At 67.9% G+C, this 19,043-nt stretch carries 15 protein-coding genes and 4 pseudogenes; 8 read left to right on the forward strand and 11 right to left on the reverse strand.

Annotated elements, in window-relative coordinates; all coding sequences use genetic code 11:
• Window positions 1-782 precede the first annotated feature (782 nt).
• Genes ACWCPY_RS37470 through ACWCPY_RS37480 form a run of 3 tightly spaced genes read right to left on the reverse strand, consistent with a single transcriptional unit; the run spans window position 783 to window position 4,570 of the window.
• Window positions 783-3,011: a molybdopterin cofactor-binding domain-containing protein gene (locus ACWCPY_RS37470; RefSeq protein ID WP_451272772.1), complete on the reverse strand. Its 2,229-nt coding sequence runs from the start codon at window positions 3,009-3,011 to the stop codon at window positions 783-785.
• A gap of 9 nt (window positions 3,012-3,020) precedes the next feature.
• Window positions 3,021-4,004 carry an FAD binding domain-containing protein gene (locus ACWCPY_RS37475; RefSeq protein WP_451272774.1) on the reverse strand — a complete coding sequence of 328 codons (984 nt, stop codon included), beginning with the start codon at window positions 4,002-4,004 and terminating at the stop codon, window positions 3,021-3,023.
• A complete protein-coding gene (locus ACWCPY_RS37480; protein ID WP_451272776.1) occupies window positions 4,001-4,570 on the reverse strand; it encodes a 2Fe-2S iron-sulfur cluster-binding protein in 570 nt (189 codons plus the stop codon). The genes ACWCPY_RS37475 and ACWCPY_RS37480 overlap by 4 nt, the downstream gene beginning before the upstream one ends.
• 725 nt (window positions 4,571-5,295) lie before the next feature.
• On the opposite strand from ACWCPY_RS37480, the gene ACWCPY_RS37485 reads away from it, so the two are divergent.
• Window positions 5,296-5,583, forward strand: a complete 288-nt coding sequence (locus tag ACWCPY_RS37485) for a hypothetical protein (RefSeq protein ID WP_451272778.1) — start codon at window positions 5,296-5,298, stop codon at window positions 5,581-5,583.
• A 348-nt stretch (window positions 5,584-5,931) separates the two neighbouring features.
• On the opposite strand, the gene ACWCPY_RS37490 is transcribed toward ACWCPY_RS37485, so the two are convergent.
• Entirely contained in the window at window positions 5,932-6,846 is a 915-nt protein-coding gene (locus tag ACWCPY_RS37490; RefSeq protein WP_451272780.1) for an alpha/beta hydrolase, read from the reverse strand.
• A 175-nt stretch (window positions 6,847-7,021) separates the two neighbouring features.
• Here ACWCPY_RS37490 and ACWCPY_RS37495 point away from each other — a divergent pair, with 175 nt between their 5' ends.
• The 3 genes and pseudogenes from ACWCPY_RS37495 to ACWCPY_RS37505 form a co-directional block, all read left to right on the forward strand.
• Complete coding sequence (locus ACWCPY_RS37495; RefSeq protein ID WP_451272782.1) at window positions 7,022-7,918, forward strand: helix-turn-helix domain-containing protein; 897 nt, start codon at window positions 7,022-7,024, stop codon at window positions 7,916-7,918.
• Window positions 7,919-8,097: 179 nt separating this feature from the next.
• A pseudogene (locus ACWCPY_RS37500) lies at window positions 8,098-8,328 on the forward strand (transposase); the annotation flags it as partial.
• A 46-nt stretch (window positions 8,329-8,374) separates the two neighbouring features.
• Window positions 8,375-8,778 (forward strand): annotated as a pseudogene (locus ACWCPY_RS37505) (helicase associated domain-containing protein); the annotation flags it as partial.
• 484 nt (window positions 8,779-9,262) lie between these two features.
• Here ACWCPY_RS37505 and ACWCPY_RS37510 read toward each other — a convergent pair.
• From ACWCPY_RS37510 to ACWCPY_RS37525, 4 genes are all read right to left on the reverse strand, one after another.
• Complete coding sequence (locus ACWCPY_RS37510; protein ID WP_451272784.1) at window positions 9,263-9,811, reverse strand: phosphotransferase; 549 nt, start codon at window positions 9,809-9,811, stop codon at window positions 9,263-9,265.
• A 44-nt stretch (window positions 9,812-9,855) separates the two neighbouring features.
• Complete coding sequence (locus ACWCPY_RS37515) at window positions 9,856-10,404, reverse strand: hypothetical protein (protein WP_451272786.1); 549 nt, start codon at window positions 10,402-10,404, stop codon at window positions 9,856-9,858.
• A gap of 196 nt (window positions 10,405-10,600) precedes the next feature.
• Window positions 10,601-11,863: a ricin-type beta-trefoil lectin domain protein gene (locus ACWCPY_RS37520; RefSeq protein WP_451272788.1), complete on the reverse strand. Its 1,263-nt coding sequence runs from the start codon at window positions 11,861-11,863 to the stop codon at window positions 10,601-10,603.
• Between the two features lie 399 nt (window positions 11,864-12,262).
• Window positions 12,263-13,198, reverse strand: coding sequence for an oxidoreductase (locus ACWCPY_RS37525; RefSeq protein ID WP_451272789.1), 936 nt, complete (start codon window positions 13,196-13,198; stop codon window positions 12,263-12,265).
• Window positions 13,199-13,302: 104 nt separating this feature from the next.
• On the opposite strand from ACWCPY_RS37525, the gene ACWCPY_RS37530 reads away from it, so the two are divergent.
• A complete protein-coding gene (locus ACWCPY_RS37530) occupies window positions 13,303-13,887 on the forward strand; it encodes an acyl-CoA-like ligand-binding transcription factor (RefSeq protein WP_451272790.1) in 585 nt (194 codons plus the stop codon).
• Here ACWCPY_RS37530 and ACWCPY_RS37535 read toward each other — a convergent pair.
• Window positions 13,868-14,072, reverse strand: a pseudogene (locus ACWCPY_RS37535) (IS5/IS1182 family transposase); the annotation flags it as partial. The gene ACWCPY_RS37530 and the pseudogene ACWCPY_RS37535 overlap by 20 nt on opposite strands.
• Window positions 14,073-14,497: 425 nt before the next feature.
• Window positions 14,498-15,517, reverse strand: coding sequence for a DUF4331 family protein (locus tag ACWCPY_RS37540; RefSeq protein ID WP_451272791.1), 1,020 nt, complete (start codon window positions 15,515-15,517; stop codon window positions 14,498-14,500).
• Window positions 15,518-15,778: 261 nt separating this feature from the next.
• Here ACWCPY_RS37540 and ACWCPY_RS37545 point away from each other — a divergent pair, with 261 nt between their 5' ends.
• Entirely contained in the window at window positions 15,779-16,039 is a 261-nt protein-coding gene (locus tag ACWCPY_RS37545) for a hypothetical protein (protein ID WP_451272793.1), read from the forward strand.
• 301 nt (window positions 16,040-16,340) lie between these two features.
• On the opposite strand, the pseudogene ACWCPY_RS37550 reads toward ACWCPY_RS37545, so the two are convergent.
• Window positions 16,341-17,411 (reverse strand): annotated as a pseudogene (locus ACWCPY_RS37550) (IS630 family transposase).
• A gap of 424 nt (window positions 17,412-17,835) precedes the next feature.
• Here ACWCPY_RS37550 and ACWCPY_RS37555 point away from each other — a divergent pair.
• Both ACWCPY_RS37555 and ACWCPY_RS37560 read left to right on the forward strand, forming a co-directional pair.
• Complete coding sequence (locus ACWCPY_RS37555; RefSeq protein ID WP_266922933.1) at window positions 17,836-18,210, forward strand: PadR family transcriptional regulator; 375 nt, start codon at window positions 17,836-17,838, stop codon at window positions 18,208-18,210.
• Window positions 18,207-18,809: an HAAS signaling domain-containing protein gene (locus ACWCPY_RS37560; protein ID WP_451272798.1), complete on the forward strand. Its 603-nt coding sequence runs from the start codon at window positions 18,207-18,209 to the stop codon at window positions 18,807-18,809. The genes ACWCPY_RS37555 and ACWCPY_RS37560 overlap by 4 nt, the downstream gene beginning before the upstream one ends.
• Window positions 18,810-19,043: the final 234 nt, after the last annotated feature.

Here is a 19,043-nt window from a genome sequence, read left to right on the forward strand (position 1 = left end):
CCCGAATCAGCTGACAACTCGCCAAGTTGGCCGCACGCGGCTGCTGACAATCGTCGGCAGTCACGTGCTGCCGGACCGCACCACCCGTACACGGTTCCTGCCCCACGGGGGTGTCATGAATCAGGTGTACGGGCGAGGGGTGACGCAGCAACGCGGCGAGCGATCGGCGGTTCAGCGGGCGGCGACCATGTCGGCTGGAACACCCGTCTGACGGGCGATGGAGAGTGGCGACCGACCTTCCCCAACGCCCAGTACGTCATCTCGCGCGCCGACTTCGAATACTGGAATCCGGCCAACGGACACCGGACCCGCTCCGGCCCACGGATGGCCAACGTCTTCGAGGACAGTATCGCCCCGGTGCACCAGGCCGGTCAGACCGTGCTGTGGAAGGGCGACCACCACGACTTCAGCGCCCAGCTCCGTATCAAGCCGGTTCCCGGCCATACGCTCGGCTCCTCCGTCGTATGGCTGCGGTCGGGCACGGAGCGCGTTGGCTGCCGAGCGCTCGGTCAGCCAGTTGAGTACGCCGATTCAAGCACATGGGCCAACTGTTCTTGCGGCGCAGCCGCTTCGGCGGGCTCCAGTCGCGTCCTGGTCGCGCGCACCACAAACTGCCCCTATGGACCGCACCCCGGAAACCGGTGTGCTTCCGATTCTGGTGACAGGCGCAGCATGCCGCCAGTCGTCGCCTTCCTCCCTGCCTTGGACTGGACCTGCGGCGGCCACCGCCTCTTCACCTCGCGCTCCAGGCGCGCGGTGCACAGGGGCCGTCGGTCACGGATTCAGCTATCCATCAGCGGGAGACCGGGCAGCACCTTCTCGATGGTGATGGGGAAGTCGCGCACGCGCACGCCGGTGGCATTGAACACCGCGTTGGCGACCGACGCACCGGCCCCGCAGATGCCCAGCTCGCCGACGCCCTTCGCGCCCAGGACGTTGGCCTTGTCGTCGTGCCCGTCAAGAACGACCGCGTCGACGTCGGGGACATCGGCGTGGACCGGCACCAGGTATTGCGCGAAGTCCCGGTTGACGAAGGCGCCGGATCGCAGGTCGACCGCAGCTTCTTCTTCTAGGGCCGCGCCGACTCCCCAGATCATGCCGCCGATCAGCTGCGAGCGAGCCGTCTTCGCGTTGAGCACACGGCCCACCGAGAACACACCGAGCATCCGACGCAGCCGGATCTCGGCCGTGTCCGCGTCGACCCCCACTTCAGCGAAATGGGCCCCGTAGGTGTTGATCGAGTAGTCCGAGTAATTCGGATCATCGCCCATGAAGCGGGTGCCGCCCTCCGCCTCGAAGCCTTCCGGACGATGGCGGGCGACGATCTCGCTCAGCGCCTCGGACGCTCTGCCGACAACCACGTTGCCGTCCGAGAACACGGCGTCTGCCGGGTCCAGGCCATGCAGCGGAGAGCGCGTGTCGCCGCGCGCCGCGGCCAGGAGCTGCTCGCGCAGGATCTTGCACGCACCATGCACCGCGTTGCTGGAGCTGGCAGCGCCCCACGAGCCGCCGGACCCCCAGCTTGTGGGAAACTCGGAACGCCCGAGCTCGATCCGCACCCGATCGGGCGGCAGTCCGAGCCCGTCGCACGCGACCTGAGTCAGGACGGTGTACGTGCCCGTGCCGAGATCGGTCATGTCCGTCCGGACGACGGCGGTGCCGTCAGCCTCCAATCGCACCCGCACTGCTGCCGGCCCTTGGAAGTGCCCGCGGATGGCGGCCGACATGCCGTAGCCGACCAACCACCGCCCGTCGCGCACACTCGCCGGGGTGGCGGGGCGGTGCTCCCAGCCGAACCGGCGCGCGCCTTCGCGCAGGCACTCGACCAGGTGCCGGTCGCTGTACGGTACGTCTCGCTCGGGATCGACGGTGGGCTCGTTGAGGATCCGCAGCTCGACCGGGTCCATCTCCAGCGCATGGGCCAGCTCGTCCATCGCCGACTCGACCGCCAGCATGCCCGGCGCTTCGCCCGGCGCGCGTACGTCGGTTCCAGGCGGCAGGTCGAGCGGCGCGAGCCGGTGGCTGGTCAACCGGTGGGGTGCGGCGTAGAGACTGCGGGTCGTGGCGGCGGTCTGCTCGGCGTACTCAACGTCGGGGTTGGTGTGCATGGTGACGTCATGGGCGATCGCGGCCAGCCGTCCGTCCTGCTCCGCGCCCAGTCGAACCCGCTGGCTGGATGTGGGGCGGTTGCCGACGAGCTGGAAGATCTGCTGCCTGGTCATCGCGACCTTGACCGGTTGGCGCAATTCTCGAGCGGCGAGCGCCGCCAGGATGGTCTCGGAATGGATGCCCAGCTTGGAACCGAATCCCCCGCCGACGAAGGGGGTGACGATGTGGACCAGCTCCGGGTCGATCCGAAGCGTGCTGGCGACCGAGGCCCGCGCCGCGTCGACGATCTGGCAGCTGACGTAAACGACCAGGTCCTCGTCGCGCGGTTCCACCAGACACGCGTGCGGTTCCATCGGCATCGAGAACTCGTACGGCGTCGTGTACTGCTGGTCGACCTTCACCGCCGCACTGTCGAACCCGGCATCGAAATCGCCGAACGCAGTGTCGGTGGGGATGCCGGCGTTGACCACTTTCGGGATGTAGACCTCATCTTCCTGCTCGGCAAAGTTGAAACGTCCGCGCCCGCCGGTGTACCTGACTTCGACCAGATCGGCCGCCGCTCGGGCCTGTTCGAGGGCCGTGGCGACGACGAGTGCCACCGGCTCGCCGTAATAGTGGATGTCGGGGCCGGTCAGCACCGGCTGGGCGCGCCAGTATTCGGACGGAACTGACTCATCACGGACACCCTGGGCGGGGGCATTGTGATAGTTCATCACCATCTTTACGCCAGGTGCGCGTTCGGCGCTCTCGGTGTCGATCCGGGTGATGCGGCCTTTGCCGATCGTTGCGCCGACGATGAACCCGTAGAGAGGTTGGCCGGCCCCCCACTGCTCGTAGGCGTATGTGGCCCGGCCGGAGACCTTCAACGGGCCGTCGACGCGGTTCAGAGCTTGCCCGATCATCTCGTCTCCTCAGCTCGCCTGAGCCGCTTGCGCCAGCGTGCGGCACAGCGTGCGCCTGGCCAGCTCGATCTTGAAGTCGTTGTACCCCTGCCCCACGGCGTCGCGCATCGCGGCCTCGGCGGCGGCGCGATAGGTGACCATCGTGGCGGGACGGCCGGTCAACGCGGCCTCGGCCTCGACGGACCGCCAGGGCTTGTGCGCCACACCGCCGAAAGCCACCCGCGCCTCACTGATCGCTCCCTGACCGGTCGAGACGACAGCCGCCACGGAGACCAGCGCGAACTCGTACGACGCCCGGTCCCGCACCTTGCGGTAGATCTGCCGACCCGACGGGGGCGGGGGCAGCAGCACGCTCGTGATCATCTCGCGAGGACGCAGGACGGTCTCGATGTGCGGCGTATCGCCCGGCAGCCTGTAGAAGTCTGCGATGGCGACGCGGCGTACCGACCCGTCGGCGTCGAGCAGCTCGATCTCCGCCTCCAGCACGGTCATCGCGACGGCCATGTCCGAGGGGTGGGTGGCGATGCAGGAGTCGCTGACGCCGAGGAGGGCGTGAATCCTGTTGAACCCGCCGATCGCCGAGCATCCGGAACCGGGATCCCGTTTGTTGCAGCCCGCAGCTGTGTCGTAGAAGTAGGGGCAGCGAGTGCGCTGCAACAGATTTCCTCCGGTGGACGCCTTGTTGCGCAGTTGGCCCGAGGCTCCCGACACCAGTGCCTCCGACAGCACCGGGTAGCGCGTACGCACTCGAGTGTCGGCGGCCACATCGGAATTCGCCGCCTGGGCCCCGATACGCAGTCCGCTGTCCGGGAGCTCCTCGATGTCCCTCAACGGAAGCCGACTGATGTCGACCAGATGGCTGGGCTTCTCGATGTCGAGCTTCATCAGGTCGAGCAGGTTGGTGCCGCCACTGATGAACTTCGCGCCGGTTCTGGACACCGCAGCGACGGCGGCCTGTGCGTCGGTCGCTCGCTCGTACGTGAAGGATCTCATTCCGGGCCTCCCACTGCGATGCCGCGGATTGCCGCGACGATGTTCGGATAGGCGGCGCACCGACAGATGTTGCCGCTCATCCGCTCGCGGATCTCCTCATCGGTCAATGCGATCCGCGGCGAGGTCCCGTCAGCGGTGGCGTGGCTGGGCCAGCCTGCCTCCACCTCGGCGAGCATGCCGACAGCCGAACAGATCTGGCCGGGAGTGCAGTAGCCGCATTGGAAGCCGTCATGCTCGACGAAGGCACGTTGCATGGGGTGCAGATCATCGGGATCGCCCAGGCCTTCGATCGTCACGATCTCGTCGTCCTCATGCATCACGGCGAGCGTCAAACAAGAGTTGATGCGTCGGCCGTTGATCAGCACTGTGCAGGCGCCGCACTGCCCGTGATCACACCCTTTCTTGGTTCCGCTCAGGCGCAGGTGCTCGCGCAGCGCGTCGAGCAGCGAGGTCCGTGGATCCACCTCAAGCCGTTGTACTTGATGGTTGACGTTCAACTCGATCGCCGAGAGCTGGACCATCTCGCCCTGGCTCCGCCCTGCGGCGCCCGTATCCGAAACACTCATCACAGCCCGCCTTCCTCGCTGGGTGCGGGTGTCACCCTGGATTTGTGTCGCCACTGTGGGGCGCGAAGCGTGGCCCACCTGGGGCCGCCTGCCGTGGCTCACCTGGGGCCATGCTCGCCCATCATCCGGCCGATGGGCCGGCCAGGACGGACGATACCGTCACGGGTTCACCCGGACGGTGCTGTACTTCACGCCCGGAGGGGGCAAATGAGCGGGAGGACGCGTTCGGTCAGCTGCCCGGTGGACGTTGACCCCGGATTCTGGACACCGGGGAGGCTTCGATCTTGATGGTCCAGGAGCATGGAGTCCCGGTATCGAGATTCATGTCGATACAAGCATGTGCGTGACAAGGCCGATGACCGTCGTTCCGGCTCACCCGCCCAGGCGGCACCGGGCCGCGCGTCCGGAAGAGACAGCACGGTGGATCTTGGGCTGGAGGGCCGCGTGGCCGTGGTCACTGGCGCTCGCCGGGGAATCGGGCTCGCGGTCGTGTAGGCCCTTCCCGCTGAGGGCGTGCAGGTGGTGGCCGGCGCGCGGCACTCTTCCGACGAGCCCGATGCGCAGGCCGACGACGGGAACGTACGTCTGGTGCAGGTGGATCTCGGCGGGGCCGAGGGCGCCGGGCGGCCCGTCGCCGCGGCCGGGGACCGGATCGACGTACCTGCGAACAACATGGGCTCGGCGTCGGCGCGGCCGGGTGGGTTCCTCAGCATCACGGACGAGCAGTGGCGGGAGACGATGACCTGCTGTGCGCCGAGGCCGCCGACACCCCCGGCGCCGCCGTGCACCAGGATCTGCTGCCCCGTTGCAACGCGGTATGGCTGACGAGCGCCTGCCACACGGTCAGCACGGCAAGCGCGACGGCCGCCGCCTCGTCGTGGCTCAGCGTGGCCCCGCTTGGCGGCGAGTACGTCGGCGGGGCGGCTACGTACGGCAAGATCGCCGAAGAGTGGGTGGCCCCGGACGTGATCAGTCTCATGCAGCAGATCGCGCCCGGCAGCACCGACCGCTGACCCGGCCCCGGGACCAGCAGAATGGCCAGCGGCAGGCCGGGGAGCGGCGCCTCGCACGATTGCGAGTGAACCATTTCGATCGCGAATCAGGGTCGTTCAGCGTCTTACGTTGATCTGCTTTGCTCCGACCGAAAGGAAAGCAGATGAGTGTGCCCTCCTTGCACAGCCAGTTCCTCGACGACACGCTCCCGCGGATCCACACGGAGTACGCCACCTCGAAAGCAACGCGCCGGAACAGGCGCGTGACCTCCAGACGACGCTGTGCGGCTACGAGCGCCGCGAGGCCGGACAGGCGCTCCTCACGGCGGTCGAGCTGAACCGCCGCTGGAGCCCAGGGACCTGGGCTTCTCACGGCTCCATGTGCGCTCCGAAGAATTCGGCCAGCCTGTCGATGGCGGGTGTGACGTAGGTGTCCTTGTCGTAGAGGTCGTTGTGTACGGCGCCTTCGATCCAGTGCAGTTCCTTCGGGGCGTCGGCCTTCTGGAATGCTTCCACGCTCATCCACGATGTCACCGCTTCGCGTCCGGTGATCATCAGCAGGGGACGTGGCGCGATGAGTCCGACGGCGTGGAAGGCGTCGAAGTAGGCGATGCGGTCGACGCTGGTCCAGGTCAGAGTCCTGGCGGACCGGGGGTGCTCGGCGCGTGGCGTGCAGTAGTACTCCCAGCCCTCATGGACGTGCGGGCCGGCGCGGCGCGCCTCGGCCTCGGTCGTGGGGAAGAGTGGGAAACGCTGGACGTCCTCCCCGCGGGCCTCAGCGGTACGGGCCGCTGCCGCTTCGGCGAGCATGTTCTGCAACACGTCGGGGTCCTGGGTGCCGTCCGCACCGAGGCGGAACTGCCGGGAGATGTCGACCGCGCTCACCGTGCCGACGGCCCGGATGCGGTGGTCCGTGGCCGTGGCGGCCAGGGCGTAACCGCCGGAGGCGCAGATCCCGAGTGCCCCGATCCGGCCGGCGTCGACCTCGTCGCGGGTGGAGAGGAAGGAGACCGCGGCCTTGAGGTCTTCCACCCGCTGGCCCGGGTCCTCCAGACCGCGCGGCTCTCCCTCGCTGGCGCCCTGATACGCGGCGTCGAAGGCGAGCGCGACGAATCCGCGCTCGGCCAGGCGCCGGGCGTAGAGCCCTGCAGCCTGTTCCTTGACCCCGCTGCCGGGGTGGCCGACGATGATCGCCGGGCGGTAGCCGGAGGCGGGGGCGTCGGGCGTGTAGAGATGGCCGGCCAGCTTGAGCCCGTTGCTGGGGAATGTGACGTCGCTGCGCATGGTGATGCACTCCCGTCGAAGACGTAGGGATGTATGCCCGAGCCGGGCGTCCGGTGCCGGGATCCGGCGACCTCGGTCCCACCGTCGCCCGCGTCGGAATGGCCCCGCCAGGGACGACTGTGCCTATGCAGCCCAGTACCAGGCATGTCGCCGCGGCAGCGACCACACTGGAGGCATGGCAGACCATGACGCCGCGGATCTCGGCAGCGGGCTGGGGAACTTCCTGCGGGCCCGACGCGCGGAGTGCGACCCACGGCAGGCGGGCTTTCCCGATGACGGGAGGTTACGGAGAGTGCCGGGCCTGCGCCGGGAGGAACTGGCCCAGCTCGCCCATGTCAGCGTCGACTACATCGTCCGGCTCGAACAGGGGCGCAGCTGTCGGGTCTCTCGCGCCGTACTGGATGCGCTGGCCGACGCGTTGCAGCTCGCCGCGGACGCGAGGGCCTATCTCTTCACTCTGGCCGACGTCGCGCCCGCCCCTTCGCCGAGTTCACCCGAGCGACATCAAGTCGCGCCTCGCCTGGAGCAGTTGCTAGACACCATGCACGATGTACCCGCCCTGGTGCTGCGTCGCGGCATGGACGTCCTCGCGTGGAACCGGGGAGCGGCAGCCCTCCTGACAGACTTCGCCGTGCTGCCTGCGGCGCAGCGGAACCTGATCCGGCTCACTTTCCTCGACGACGCCTTCCGCTCCCTGTACGCGGACTGGCCCCCGGTCGCCCGCGAGTGTGTCGCCGTGCTGCGGATGGAAGCCGGCCGCGCGCCTCATGACGCGGCCTTGGCGGAGCTGGTCGGGGAACTCACGGCGCGGGATCCGGACTTCCGTATCTGGTGGGCGGGTCACCGGGTGCGAGGTCCGCGGCAGCTCACGAAGACATACATTCACCCGGTCGTCGGCCGGCTCACATTGGACGTCCAGCAGTTCACCGTCGACACCCACCCCGACCAGTTGCTCGTGGCATACACAGCCCCGCCCCGTTCTCCGTCGCACGAGGCGTTGAGACGCCTGCTTCAGAGCTCTTCGTGGCCGGTTCAAGGACAGCAACGCACTCGGCCAGGTCGGGGCGGTTGAAGTGATACGCCAACAGGCGCTGCATGCGGGCGCGCGTGTCCTGGTGCTGGTCCTCACCGCGTTCGCGCCCGTCGCAGGGCAGTGGAAGACCCTCGCCTACGTGCCGCCCGGCCCCCATGGAGCAGGAGGCTGGTTCGACTACGCCTTCGCCCAGGTCATCTCCCGCCGCAACCCCATCCGGCGACGGATCCAGCTTCCCGAGCACCGCCCACCTCGCCTCCTGCTCCGGCCTCGCCCCCACGACGAAGTCGTCCGGAACGTCGATCCACGGCGAACACGCACCCAGAGGCGGCAACCGGCAGCTCGAACGGGCCATGTTCCTGTCCGCGTTCGCCGCCCTGCACGATGCTGCCTCCCGCACCTACTACGACAAATGCCGGGCCCGCGGCAAAACCCACACCCAAGCCCTCCAGCAGGAGGTCGACCGGGTCACTCCGTCGTGGTCAGCTTCGCCTCCCCCGCGACGCCGCCGACATCGCCGCCCTGACCCGCTGCCGCGTCATCCGGCCCGAATCCCTCGTCTGGCTCGAGGGATACCAGGCCCTCATCCGCTGGCGTACCGAGAACGAGATCACCGGCCTGCACGCCGTCCTCTACGACACCGAGACCACGGCAGGCATGACGAAGGACTACCCCCTGGGCCGGTGAGTCCACCAGCAACGCCGCGCGCAGCGCGCAGGCTAACTCGCCCCCACCGCAAGGAGCTCCTCGACGAGGCCGGGATGGTGTGGGAGCCCGGTGAGGAAGCCTGGGAGAAGAAGCTCGCCGGGCTGCGCTCCTACCAGCGGGCCACCGGGCACCTCACGCCTCGCCAGGACGCTGTCTGGGGCGAGCGGCCGGATCAGGGGCCGCTCGGTGAACAGGGTCTTGGCTACCTCGTAGCCGCGGGGGCCGTAGCAGACCAGGTCGATGTCCGAGCGGGCGCCCGCCACACCGACAAGGAAGGAGCCGGTGACGCCGATGACGTCGCCGGCCTCCTGGTCCACGATCCAGCCGATGATGGCGAGCAGGTCCTTGCTCACTGCCGAACCGTCCAGCAGTTCGGGCGACTCGCGCAGGGTGGCCAGGGCTTGCCGGCACGAGTAGTGCAGCACGACGTCCTCGCGGGGCACGCCGGTGATCACGCACCCGATCACGGGTGAGTAGATGTAGCACTCGGGGCGGTCGGCCAGAAGCCCGAACGCCTTGGAGACGACCGTGTTCTGCCGATAGGTCTTTCCGAACAGCGTCCGGTCGCCGCGCTCGTTGGGGTAGTACTTCACGTACCCCAGCCAGTGCGAGTCGGGGTGGACGTCGCCGATCACCTTGAAGATGGCGCCGGACCGGTCCAGCAGGCAGTCCCGGTCACGGGCGGCCGGCAGCGCCCTGCCCAGCGGCGAAGCCGTCGAGGGCCGGGAAGAGGGCGGTGCCGACGTTGCCGGTGCGCTCATACTGCTCGAGTCCCTTCAGGAGGAGGTGGCGCCGGTACTGCCACTTCTGGTGCTTGTCGACCCGGGCCGGGTCGGTCGGGCACATCAACGCGAGGAAGAACAGGCTTTTGACCAGGAGGAACGCTCCCAGGTGCGGGCTGACCGGCGGACTGCCGGCGGCCCGGGCCGCCGAATCCATCACGGTCAGGTACCGCTCGCGCTGCTCCGGGGTGGCGGCGTAGCCCTTGAAGGGGATGACCTCCAGGGCCAGGGCGACGTCGTATCCGAGGGGCGTCACGCCGTGGTGCTGCCAGTCGATGACGCCGCCGGGCAGCACGTTCGGCAGGCCGTAGTCGAGGTGGCCCCACACCAGCGGCATATCGGCAAGCTGGTCCGTCGCCTTGGTGAGGGCCGCGCGGGTGCACGGGGTGTCGAAGTCGGGGTTCTCGGCGAAGACGTTGTGCGTCCAGCCCGCCTGCTCCATCCACTGCCGCAGCGCGTCGGGCCCCCGTCGACCGGGTGTGCGGCTTAGGTCTGCAGGCGCGGTGCCAATACGGGCAGGGTACGGTCCGTTGGGAAGACGACGGCGACGCCGGCGAGTACGAGGCGAACCGCAAGGCATTCGGCCGACCAGCGGGTCAGTAGATCTGGAGTGCGGACCTGGACCGCGTTGCGGGCCCGGGCCTCGCTGTCGGGATCGGCATGTTGCGGGGTGACAGGCCAGGTCTCGGCGAGGTGGCGTTCGGCGACAGCGGCAGCCCTGAACAGCAGTCCGACGGCTTGGAACCGGTTTCGGGCGAGAATCCGGTCGTCGACGGCGAGGGCCGCGACCGGGGCGAGGCCGTCAGCGGTGGCGGGCCGGCAGGTGTTCTGGTGGAGGATCTCGTTATAGAAGTCGCCGAGGAAGCTCCGGTCGTCCCAGTAGGCGTCGACCTCGGCGTCGAACAGCATCGCCGCCTGGGGTGGCCTGGGGCCCGGCAGGCGGTCGGCGATGACGTCCTGGAAGAGCTGCCGGATCGGCGGACCGGAAGCGATCACGTTGTTCCGGGTCTGTTCGGGTCCGACGTGTGTATCCATGGCCGGAGCAGCCTACTGGAGCACCTCGGACCGACGGCCCGTCGCCTGGGCGGGAGTTGGCAGTCGCCGACCCGGAGTCCGCGGCGGTCAGCCGGCCTTGGCAGGCGCTTCGGTCCGCGCGCGGTGCGCCTGGCCGACTCCCGGGAGTGCTGCTCCTGGCGCGATTCGGTGAGGCGCCGGCCGAGGCCATGCGAGCTCAGCCACTCCAGCGCCAGTAGAGTTCGGGCCGGGGCTGCGTGCCGCAGTCGGAGAGCTCCAGCTCGGGGTTCTGCCGGTCGCGGTCGTTCCAGCGGGCGGGGAGTTCGCGGTCGTCCTGGAACAGACAGCGGTGGTCACTGCTGACGATCCGCCAGGCGTTACGTTTCCAGGTCGAGCTCTGCCACGGCTCACGGGTCCACCGCTGGCTCCCGCGACCGTCCTCGCACCGCTCAAGTCCGACGGCCGATGAGTTCGCGGTCAGACACGATTCGCGGTCGAGCCGTGGCCTGATCGTCCCGTCCTTCCTCATGTCCCACTTCTGCGCGGCTGATCCGTCACAGCCGCGGATGTCGGCCGTACCGGCGTTCGACGGCCCGGTGGTGGCGTGGAGGCACTGTGACGGTTCCCTTCCGGTGAAGTACGTCGTCCGGCCGATGTCCCCGAGGATCTCCCCGGCGCGCGGGGACCGGGGGGTCTGCTGGTACTGCCGCTGGATCCACAGACTCCAGTCCTTCTGGAGCGGGCCTTTGTAGGCGGTGACGTTCGCGCACGTCCCGGTGGCCCGGCACTTCCGGCTGGCGAGATACCAGCGCGCCACCTCGTCCTTCTCGGCCGAGGCCCCGGGAGTGAGGTTCGGCGCGAGCGGCGACATGGTGTAGCCGAGGTAGGCCGACACGGGAACCCCGAGCGCGTAGCCCACCCTGCGGAAGTACCGGGCGCCGACGCCGTGGTCGGCGTGGTCGACACCGCCGCCGAGGCCGAAGGCGAACGAGGCGTTGTCGTGATCCATCGTCAGGATGCGCTCTGCCCGGCTCAGCCGGACCAGTGCGGACACCACCGCGAGCAGCCGGTCCTCCGTGTAGCTCGCGGTGCTCTGGAACGGCTCGATGCTCTTCTTGTCCCGGTCGAACAGTCTGAGCAGGCTGTTCGCCTCCTGGCCGTGCGGCAGTCCGTCATGGAGGTCCAGGAACGTCAGCCGCACATCGGTGTCCCTGGCGTCGTCCGCGAGCTGGTAGGACCTGACCCGGACACCGTCCGCCTGCACATCCGACCGTTCCCAGCGGTTGGTCGCCTCCGCCATCTCCGCGTAGGCCGCCCGCACCCCGTACTCCCTGCGGTCCACGTACTCCAACGCCTCGACCCGGTTCTTCTTGGCATCGTCGCCGGCGGTCAGATACACCGTGTCGACCGGGCACCCGGCGCGGATGGTCTGCCTGATCTCCGGGTTCAGAAAGGCCAGGTCGTCATCAGGATGCGCCACGCCGACCAGGGTGGGACGGCACTGCCCCGGATCCTTCACGTGCGGGACCGGACGGGACGCCCGGGCCGTCGTGCCCGCTCCGGGAGCCGAATCGGGCACAGCCGAGCAAGCGGGCCCCAGCAGGGCGCAACCGACCAGCGCCACCGCGGTCGTCGGCGTACGAAAGGACCAGCCAGGGTGACGCTTTCTCCAGCCCACCAAGGGCTCCTCTTCCCGCTGCGGACCCCCTCACGGAGCATCGTCCAGCGGACGGAACGGAAGCAACCGACACACCGACGAGCAGCCCGCAGAATTGCGCCGGAACCCCGGATACCGCCTTCCTCCACCGCCTTCCTGGTCTGGTGCCCCCGCAATCGGCGCCTGGCCTTTGGAGTCGGCACGACTTCTCCCTGTCGAACCTCAGAAAGTGGCCGGAAAGAGAAACCGCACGTCGGTGAGTTGTTCCGACAGTTCCCACAGACGGCGGCCGGTCTGGGAATCGGCTGCCGCGGTGGACAACTGCACTCGTGTCGGGCCGCCTCGCAGCTCGGCGAAGCCGTCCGGCCCGATGAACTCACCGCCCTTCACGTCCGGGGCGGTGGCCGCGTACAGCTGGGGCAGTGCACCCTGTTTCGGGGGCTGGGCGAGCGGGGCGAGGATGCGGCCGAACAGCACCTTCACCATGCCAACCGGCGCGCTTGTTTGGAGGTTGGTGGAGGTGTAGCCGGGGTGGGCGAGCAGGCTGCGCACCGAGCTGTCGGCCGCGGTCAGCCTCCGGTGGAGTTCTTGTCCGAAGACGGCGTTGGCGAACTTCGACTGGTTGTAGAACCTCATGGGCGAGTACTTGCGCTCGCCGGAAAGGTCGTCGAAGTAGAGGTTCCCCTGCCGGTGATTGGTTGAACTTACCGTGACCACACGGGGGTCGTTGCCGTCGGTCAGCAGGTCGAGCAGTAGACCAGTGAGCGCGAAGTGGCCAAGGTGGTTGCAGGCGAACTGCAACTCGTGGCCCTGGGCGCTCAGTGAGCGGGGCGGCGCCATCACGCCGGCATTGTTGACGAGCACGTCCAGCCGCGGATGATCCGCGCGCAACTGATCGGCGAAAGCTCGGACGGAATCGAGATCGGCCAGGTCGAGGCGGCGCACCTCAAGGGCGGCGCCAGGCTGCTCAGCGGTGATCTCTGCGGCGGCCAGGTGGCCTTTTGCCTCGTCGCGTACCGCCATGATCACGTGCCCGCCCTTGCGGGCGAGTGCCCGGGCGGTCGCCAGGCCGAGGCCACTGTTGGCTCCGGTGACGACAAACACCCGCTTGTCCTGGTCCGGGATTTGATCGGCGGTCCAGCGCCGCTTCTTCGTCATGCGGCACACGTTGCCGCCTATGGCACTTGGTGTCAAGACGTTACCAAGTGCCATAGATGGCATGGTGATAGGGTTGCCCAGTGAGCCCCCGCCCTGAAGTCACCATGGCCCAGCGCAAACGCCAGCTCGTCTCCAACGAGCTGAGCGAAGCGGCGCTACAGCTACTGGCGCTGAAGGGGTTCGACGCGGTCACCATCGACGAGATCGCAGCCACCGCCGGCGTGTCCAAGCGAACGTTCTTCCGGTACTTCGCCTCCAAGGAGGACGTGGTCGTCCAGTTCCTGGTCGACATGGGCACCGGCATGCGCGCAGCGCTGGCGTCTCGCCCCATCGAGGATCAGCCTTCCGTGGCCCTGCAGCACACTGTCTGGGTCTCCATGGCCGCCTGCGCCGACCATTCCGACAGGGCACTGCGCGTGGTTCAGCTGATTCTGCGTACCCCGGCTCTGCGCGCACGCTTCCTGGAGCGCCAGGACCAGTGGCGCGACGACCTGGCAGCAGAGTTGGCGCAGCGCCTGGGGCTCGACCCCGACACCGATCTGTACCCGCAGCTAGCCGCCGGGATGGCGCTCACCGCCTTCGACGCCGTGCTGCAACGGTGGAGCGGTAGCGACGGTGCCGAGGACCCTGCCGAACTGACCCACCGGGCCTTCGCCACAATTGCCCCAGCGTTGGACTCTGTCGAGTGAGCTGTCTTGCAGCCGGCGAGAGATTTCTGCTCAGGAGTTGCAGAAGCTTGTCGAAGATGATCCGGTCTCTGATGCGCGGGCGTGGCAGCCAAGCGGATGGCCTGGGTGGTATACCGGCCACTTGGGCAGCAGGACCGCGAATGGTCCCAGAGCAGTTCGGTCAGCCGTAAGGGCAGTGCGGGCACAGATCTCCCCAGTAATCACAGAGCGTCGCAACTCCGTGATAACCAGGATCTGTGCCCGTCTTGCCCCTGGGCTCCCCAACCAGGCCTATCCGTGCGGCCTCTAAGCCTGCCGAGAGACTGGATTCAGCTTCACGCGTACGTCACGCACTGTTACGAAGCACGGGCGCGACACGGAAGTTGTGCCAGAACTCTTGGAAGTGAACGAAGACGTGTCCGCGCTGACGCCAGTCGCCGGCTGCGTCAGCGGCACCACCTCGAGTGACTTGATCCACAGGTCTTGGTTCCTCTCTGCGGTCCGAGGTGAGGGCGCAGCGGCAGGTGGCGGAGGGCGGCCCTGTGGTCGAGGTCGGTGCCGGCTTCGTCGTGGAGCGGGGTGAGGGTATTGGCGGCCCAGTGGGTCTCGGGGGGCATCGCGCCGGGATCCGTCAGTGGGTGGTTGCCCGGTGCGGGTTGCCGAGGTACGGGAACCGGTCCAGGGTGTCGGTGTGCGGCGTCAGACCGGTGGGCGGCGCCTCGTTCTTGGTGAGGAACGCGACGCGGATGTCGATGACGTCTTCCGTGAATGTCCGGCCATTCGGGTACGCAGCAGGCTTGGACGGGTCGAAGTGCAGAACGTCCGGCAGGAGGCCGTGCTCGTCGAGCGCGGTGATCGCCTCCTCACGCGAGTAGCCGCCGGTGTGGCCCAGTAGGTGGACGAACTGGTCCGTCCACCTGGCCCGGTCGTCAACCGGCTCACTGGCGTTGTACTCCTCCTTCGTGTCGTCGGTGTTGAAGAAGCTGCTCATTGACGGGTGCCCGGCCCGGTCCGCGTGGACGAGTTCGCCGTCGCGTCGGACGCTGCACCGGCCCCAGATATGCAGCTCGGGCTTTGGGGCCAGCTCTGCGGTCGGCAGTTCGATGGCCATGGAGAAGACGTTGGCCGTGCTGTTGGAGTCAACGCCGGTCCACGGGGACTTTCCGCCCAGATGCGGCGCGGTGAAATTCCGCTTGCCGCTGGTGTCGAACAGATTCTTGATTCCGTCGAAGTCGAAGAAGAAAGCATCGCTGCGGCTACCGGCGGCCACCTTGTAGTCGCCGCTGCTGACCACGTTGGCCTGGGGGCCGAAGGAGACAGCGGCGTCTGAAACGATCTTGGTTCCGACTGCCTCGGGCCTGCGGGACTCCGCACCGGTTGCCATGAAGACGCTGTAGGTCTGCGAGCCGTCGGGTGCCAGCGGGCTGAAGACCCAACTGAAGGCGCCGTCGGTCAGGTAATCGCCGTCGTTGTCAATGTTCAGGCGGTATACGGCATCGGGGTGCATGGCATCTGCGTTGGGATTGGCGTTGAGGATGAGAACGGTTCTGCTCGGATCGCCGGGCGCCCCGAAGGCATACAGGTCGCACAGATCGAGACGCTGGTCGCCAAGTGGTGGCCCAAGGCTGAGGCCGGTGAAGTGGTTGGACATGTCAGGCCCTTCCATTGCTCGCCCGCCGGAAAACCGCTAGAGCGCTCGAACGCTCGTCCCGGGGCTCGTGAGGTACACCCACACCTGGGCGGTGAACCCACGCTAGCCGCCACAACAGTCCGACCATCGAGGGCGAAGGCACAGCCGTCAAACAACGCTCGAATGGGTCACCGACATGCGGGAGGTGTTCGTTTCTCGGTCCGAGAGCAAGCCTTCAGGGGGTCGCACACGGAGCCCGATGTAACGCACGGCTGTAAGCCGATGGCGCTGTCCCGGGCCGCGGACGCGGCCGACACCATGGACATGGTGTCCATAGTGATCGTGGCGTGGTGCCAGTGTGACGGCATGGCCATGAACACGCTCGCGTCGTACCTGCAGACCAGGCAGCAGCGCAGCCGGGCGGCCGGCCCACGTGAATCGGACCGACAGGAGATCGCCGGAATGCTCGACGCGCCCTCTCCCGACGCCGGCCGGGAGGGCCGTACCAACCGAGGCATCGAGGCGATCACTGTGGCGACCTGAGAGCCCTTCTCACCGTCCCAGTCGAAGGCGATCAGGTCGGGATCAACGGCAGACCACGGCAACCAGGCCGGAGCAAGCTCGTAATTGACAGCCGTGACGTTCCTCCAGAACCGGGCAGGGCAGGGCAACTGACTGATTGTGCCAAGGGCTCGCGGCTTTGTCACACAAGATTCCGGCACCACCAATCTGTTGTCATGGGGCGCACAAGTACGCCTCCTGGCTCAGGAACCCGCCCCTCCCGCCACTGTTCACGACGACGGGGGTGTACCGGGGTGATCTCCGGCAGCGCCGGGTCCATCGACTAGTGTCCTGAGTCGGGAATTCGGTTCAGATATCCTGCGAGGCGTTCGAGGATCTCGTCTGCGGTCTTTGTCCAGACGAAAGGTTTCGGGTCCTGGTTCCAGGTCTCGATCCAGGTTCGGATGTCCTTCTCCAGGGGCTGGACGTTCTTGTGGACACCTCGCCGTATCTGCTTGTCGGTGAGCAGGCCGAACCAGCGCTCGACCTGGTTGAGCCAGGAGCTGCTGATGGGGGTGAAGTGCACGTGGAAGCGGGGGTGCGCGATCAGCCACCTCTGAATGGCAGGGGTCTTGTGCGTCGAGGCGTTGTCGCAGATCAGATGCACGTCCAGGCCGGCGGGCATCTCCCTGTCGATCCGGACGAGGAACTTCCTGAACTCCACGGCCCGGTGCCGGCGATGGATCTGGCCGATCACCTCGCCGGCAGCGGCGAACAGCGTGATGACGCCACCGCGCACGTAGTCGTGAGTACGGCGCTCGGGCATGCCCGGCAGCACCGGAGCGGACCGGTCCAAAGCCTGGATCTGCGTCTTCTCGTCCACACACAGCACCAGCGCATGCTCGGGCGGAGCGAGCTACAGGCCGACCACATCGCGGACCTTCTCGATGAACTGCGGATCCTTCGAGAGCTTGAAGGTGTCCACCAGGTGCGGCTTGAGGCCGAAGGTCCGCCAGATACGCGTGATGGCCGACTGGGAGAGGCCCACTTCCTTGGCCATCGACCGCGTAGACCAGTGCGTGGCGTCCTTCGGCGTGGTCTCCAGTGTCTTGACGACCACTTCTTCCACTTGGGCGTCGGTGATCTTCCGGGCGCCACCCGGGCGTGGCTCGTCGGTCAGGCCCTCAAGCCGGTCCCGCGCAAAACGGGCCCGCCACCTGCTCACTGTGTGCTCCTCGACACCGAGCAGGGCGGCAACGTCTCTGTTCGAAGCGCCGGTTGCGCACTCCAGCACAATCCGGCACCGCAGGGCCAGGGCCTGGGAAGAGGTCCGACGCCTGGCCCAGCGGGTCAACGTCTCACACTCGTCATCGGTCAGCACCAGCTCGGCCTTCGGCCGTCCCGTCCTCGCCACCCGGCCATCATGCCGAACCGTCGAGGACTTACGCAGTGAATTCCCGACTCAGAGCACTAGTAGGGCTTGGCCATGTTGGTGCGGGGTCTGGCATGTCGCGGTTACAGGTGGGGCAGGCGCCGCACCACACCGGTCACCACCACCGACTTGGACGACGGCGACATCCACCACCCCCCTGCTCCTCCAGCTCCTGGTCCGCCACAGCATCGGCATCGGACCACCGGGCACGCTCCTTCCGGCTGCGGCGCATCATGACGCCGCCTGCTGCCGCAGGCGCAACCGCCGCTGCTGCTCGGCCTGATCCAGCTGCGCCCAGCGCTCGAACGCCTCCCGCACCAGATCCGTCAGCTCGGCCAGCACCGGAGGATGTCCAGAGAAAGGCCCCCCTTCCCTGCCGCCTGCCTCGCCAGGTATCTTGCATCACATGGAACCAGGTTATTCAGCTAAGCAGGCTCGGGCAACCGCCCAGCTGCGCAAGGGCGTCCTGGAGTACTGCGTCCTCGCTCTCATGCGGGACCGCCCTCGCTACGGCGTGGAACTCCTGGCCGCCCTGGAGGACTCCGGTGCCCTGGCCACCAGCCAGGGCACCGTCTATCCGCTGCTCTCCCGGCTCCGCCGCGACGACCTGGTCACCACCACCTGGCAGGAGTCCGCCGTCGGGCCGCCGCGCCGCTACTACGCGCTCACCGGCAGTGGCCGGGCCGCGCTTGAGGAGTTCACTCTCCTGTGGCCCGGCTTCCGCAACGCCGTCGACGCTTTCTTGAACGTCCCCCGCCCCTCCCCTGGAGACCCCGCATGAAGACCGCCGACCTTGTCCAGGACTACCTCCGCGCCGTCGAACGCGAGGCATCCGCACTGCCCGCAGAGCGCCGCCAGGAACTCCTCGCCGACCTCGCCGAACACATCGAGGTCACCCGTGCCGAACGCCCCGGCACCGCAGTCGTCGTGGTCCTGGCCGAACTGGGCGACCCCCGCACGATCGCGGCGACGGCACTGGCCGAGGCCGCCCACGGGAACGCCTGGGTCCCGGCACGCAGCCACGGCGACGACGCCCCGTCCGCCCGGCCCGGCAGAGTCCACCCCCTGGTCCCGCTCCTGATGCTCACCCTCGCCGCCCCTTTCGGAATGGTCTTCCCCGACCAGCCGGGGCCTGTGTTCGGCGTCCTGTTCCGCGTCATCGGCGCCGTCCTGCTGTGCACCTCGGTGCACTGGCGGGCCGTCCAGAAAACCACCGGCGTCCTGCTGACCGCCGTCCTGCCCACGGTCCTCATCGCCACCTGGAACCTCTCCTCCGGCGTCCTGCAGGAGGACAGCGCTCCCGCTCTCCTGCCCAACCTGGTAATCACCGCCCTGATTACCGCCGCGTGCACCTGGCTCTGGCGGATCCGCCGCGCCTGAGAGGCAGACGCGGCGCCCACCGCTACTAGCTAGTAAAGCTGGGTCATGTCGGTGCGGGGTCTGGCATGTCGCGGTGACAGGTGGGGCAGGCGCCGGTCCAGGTCGCGATGAGTATCTGCAGCTCGCGGACGACTCGGTAGAGGCTCAGGCCGACGCCGTCTCTTTTGGGGATCGGGTCAGTCGCTGCAGGGTGCAGAAGGCGTGGGCGACCGAGACGAGGGTGACGTGGTGGTG

The sequence above is a fragment of the Streptomyces sp. NPDC002403 genome (genome assembly GCF_053593015.1).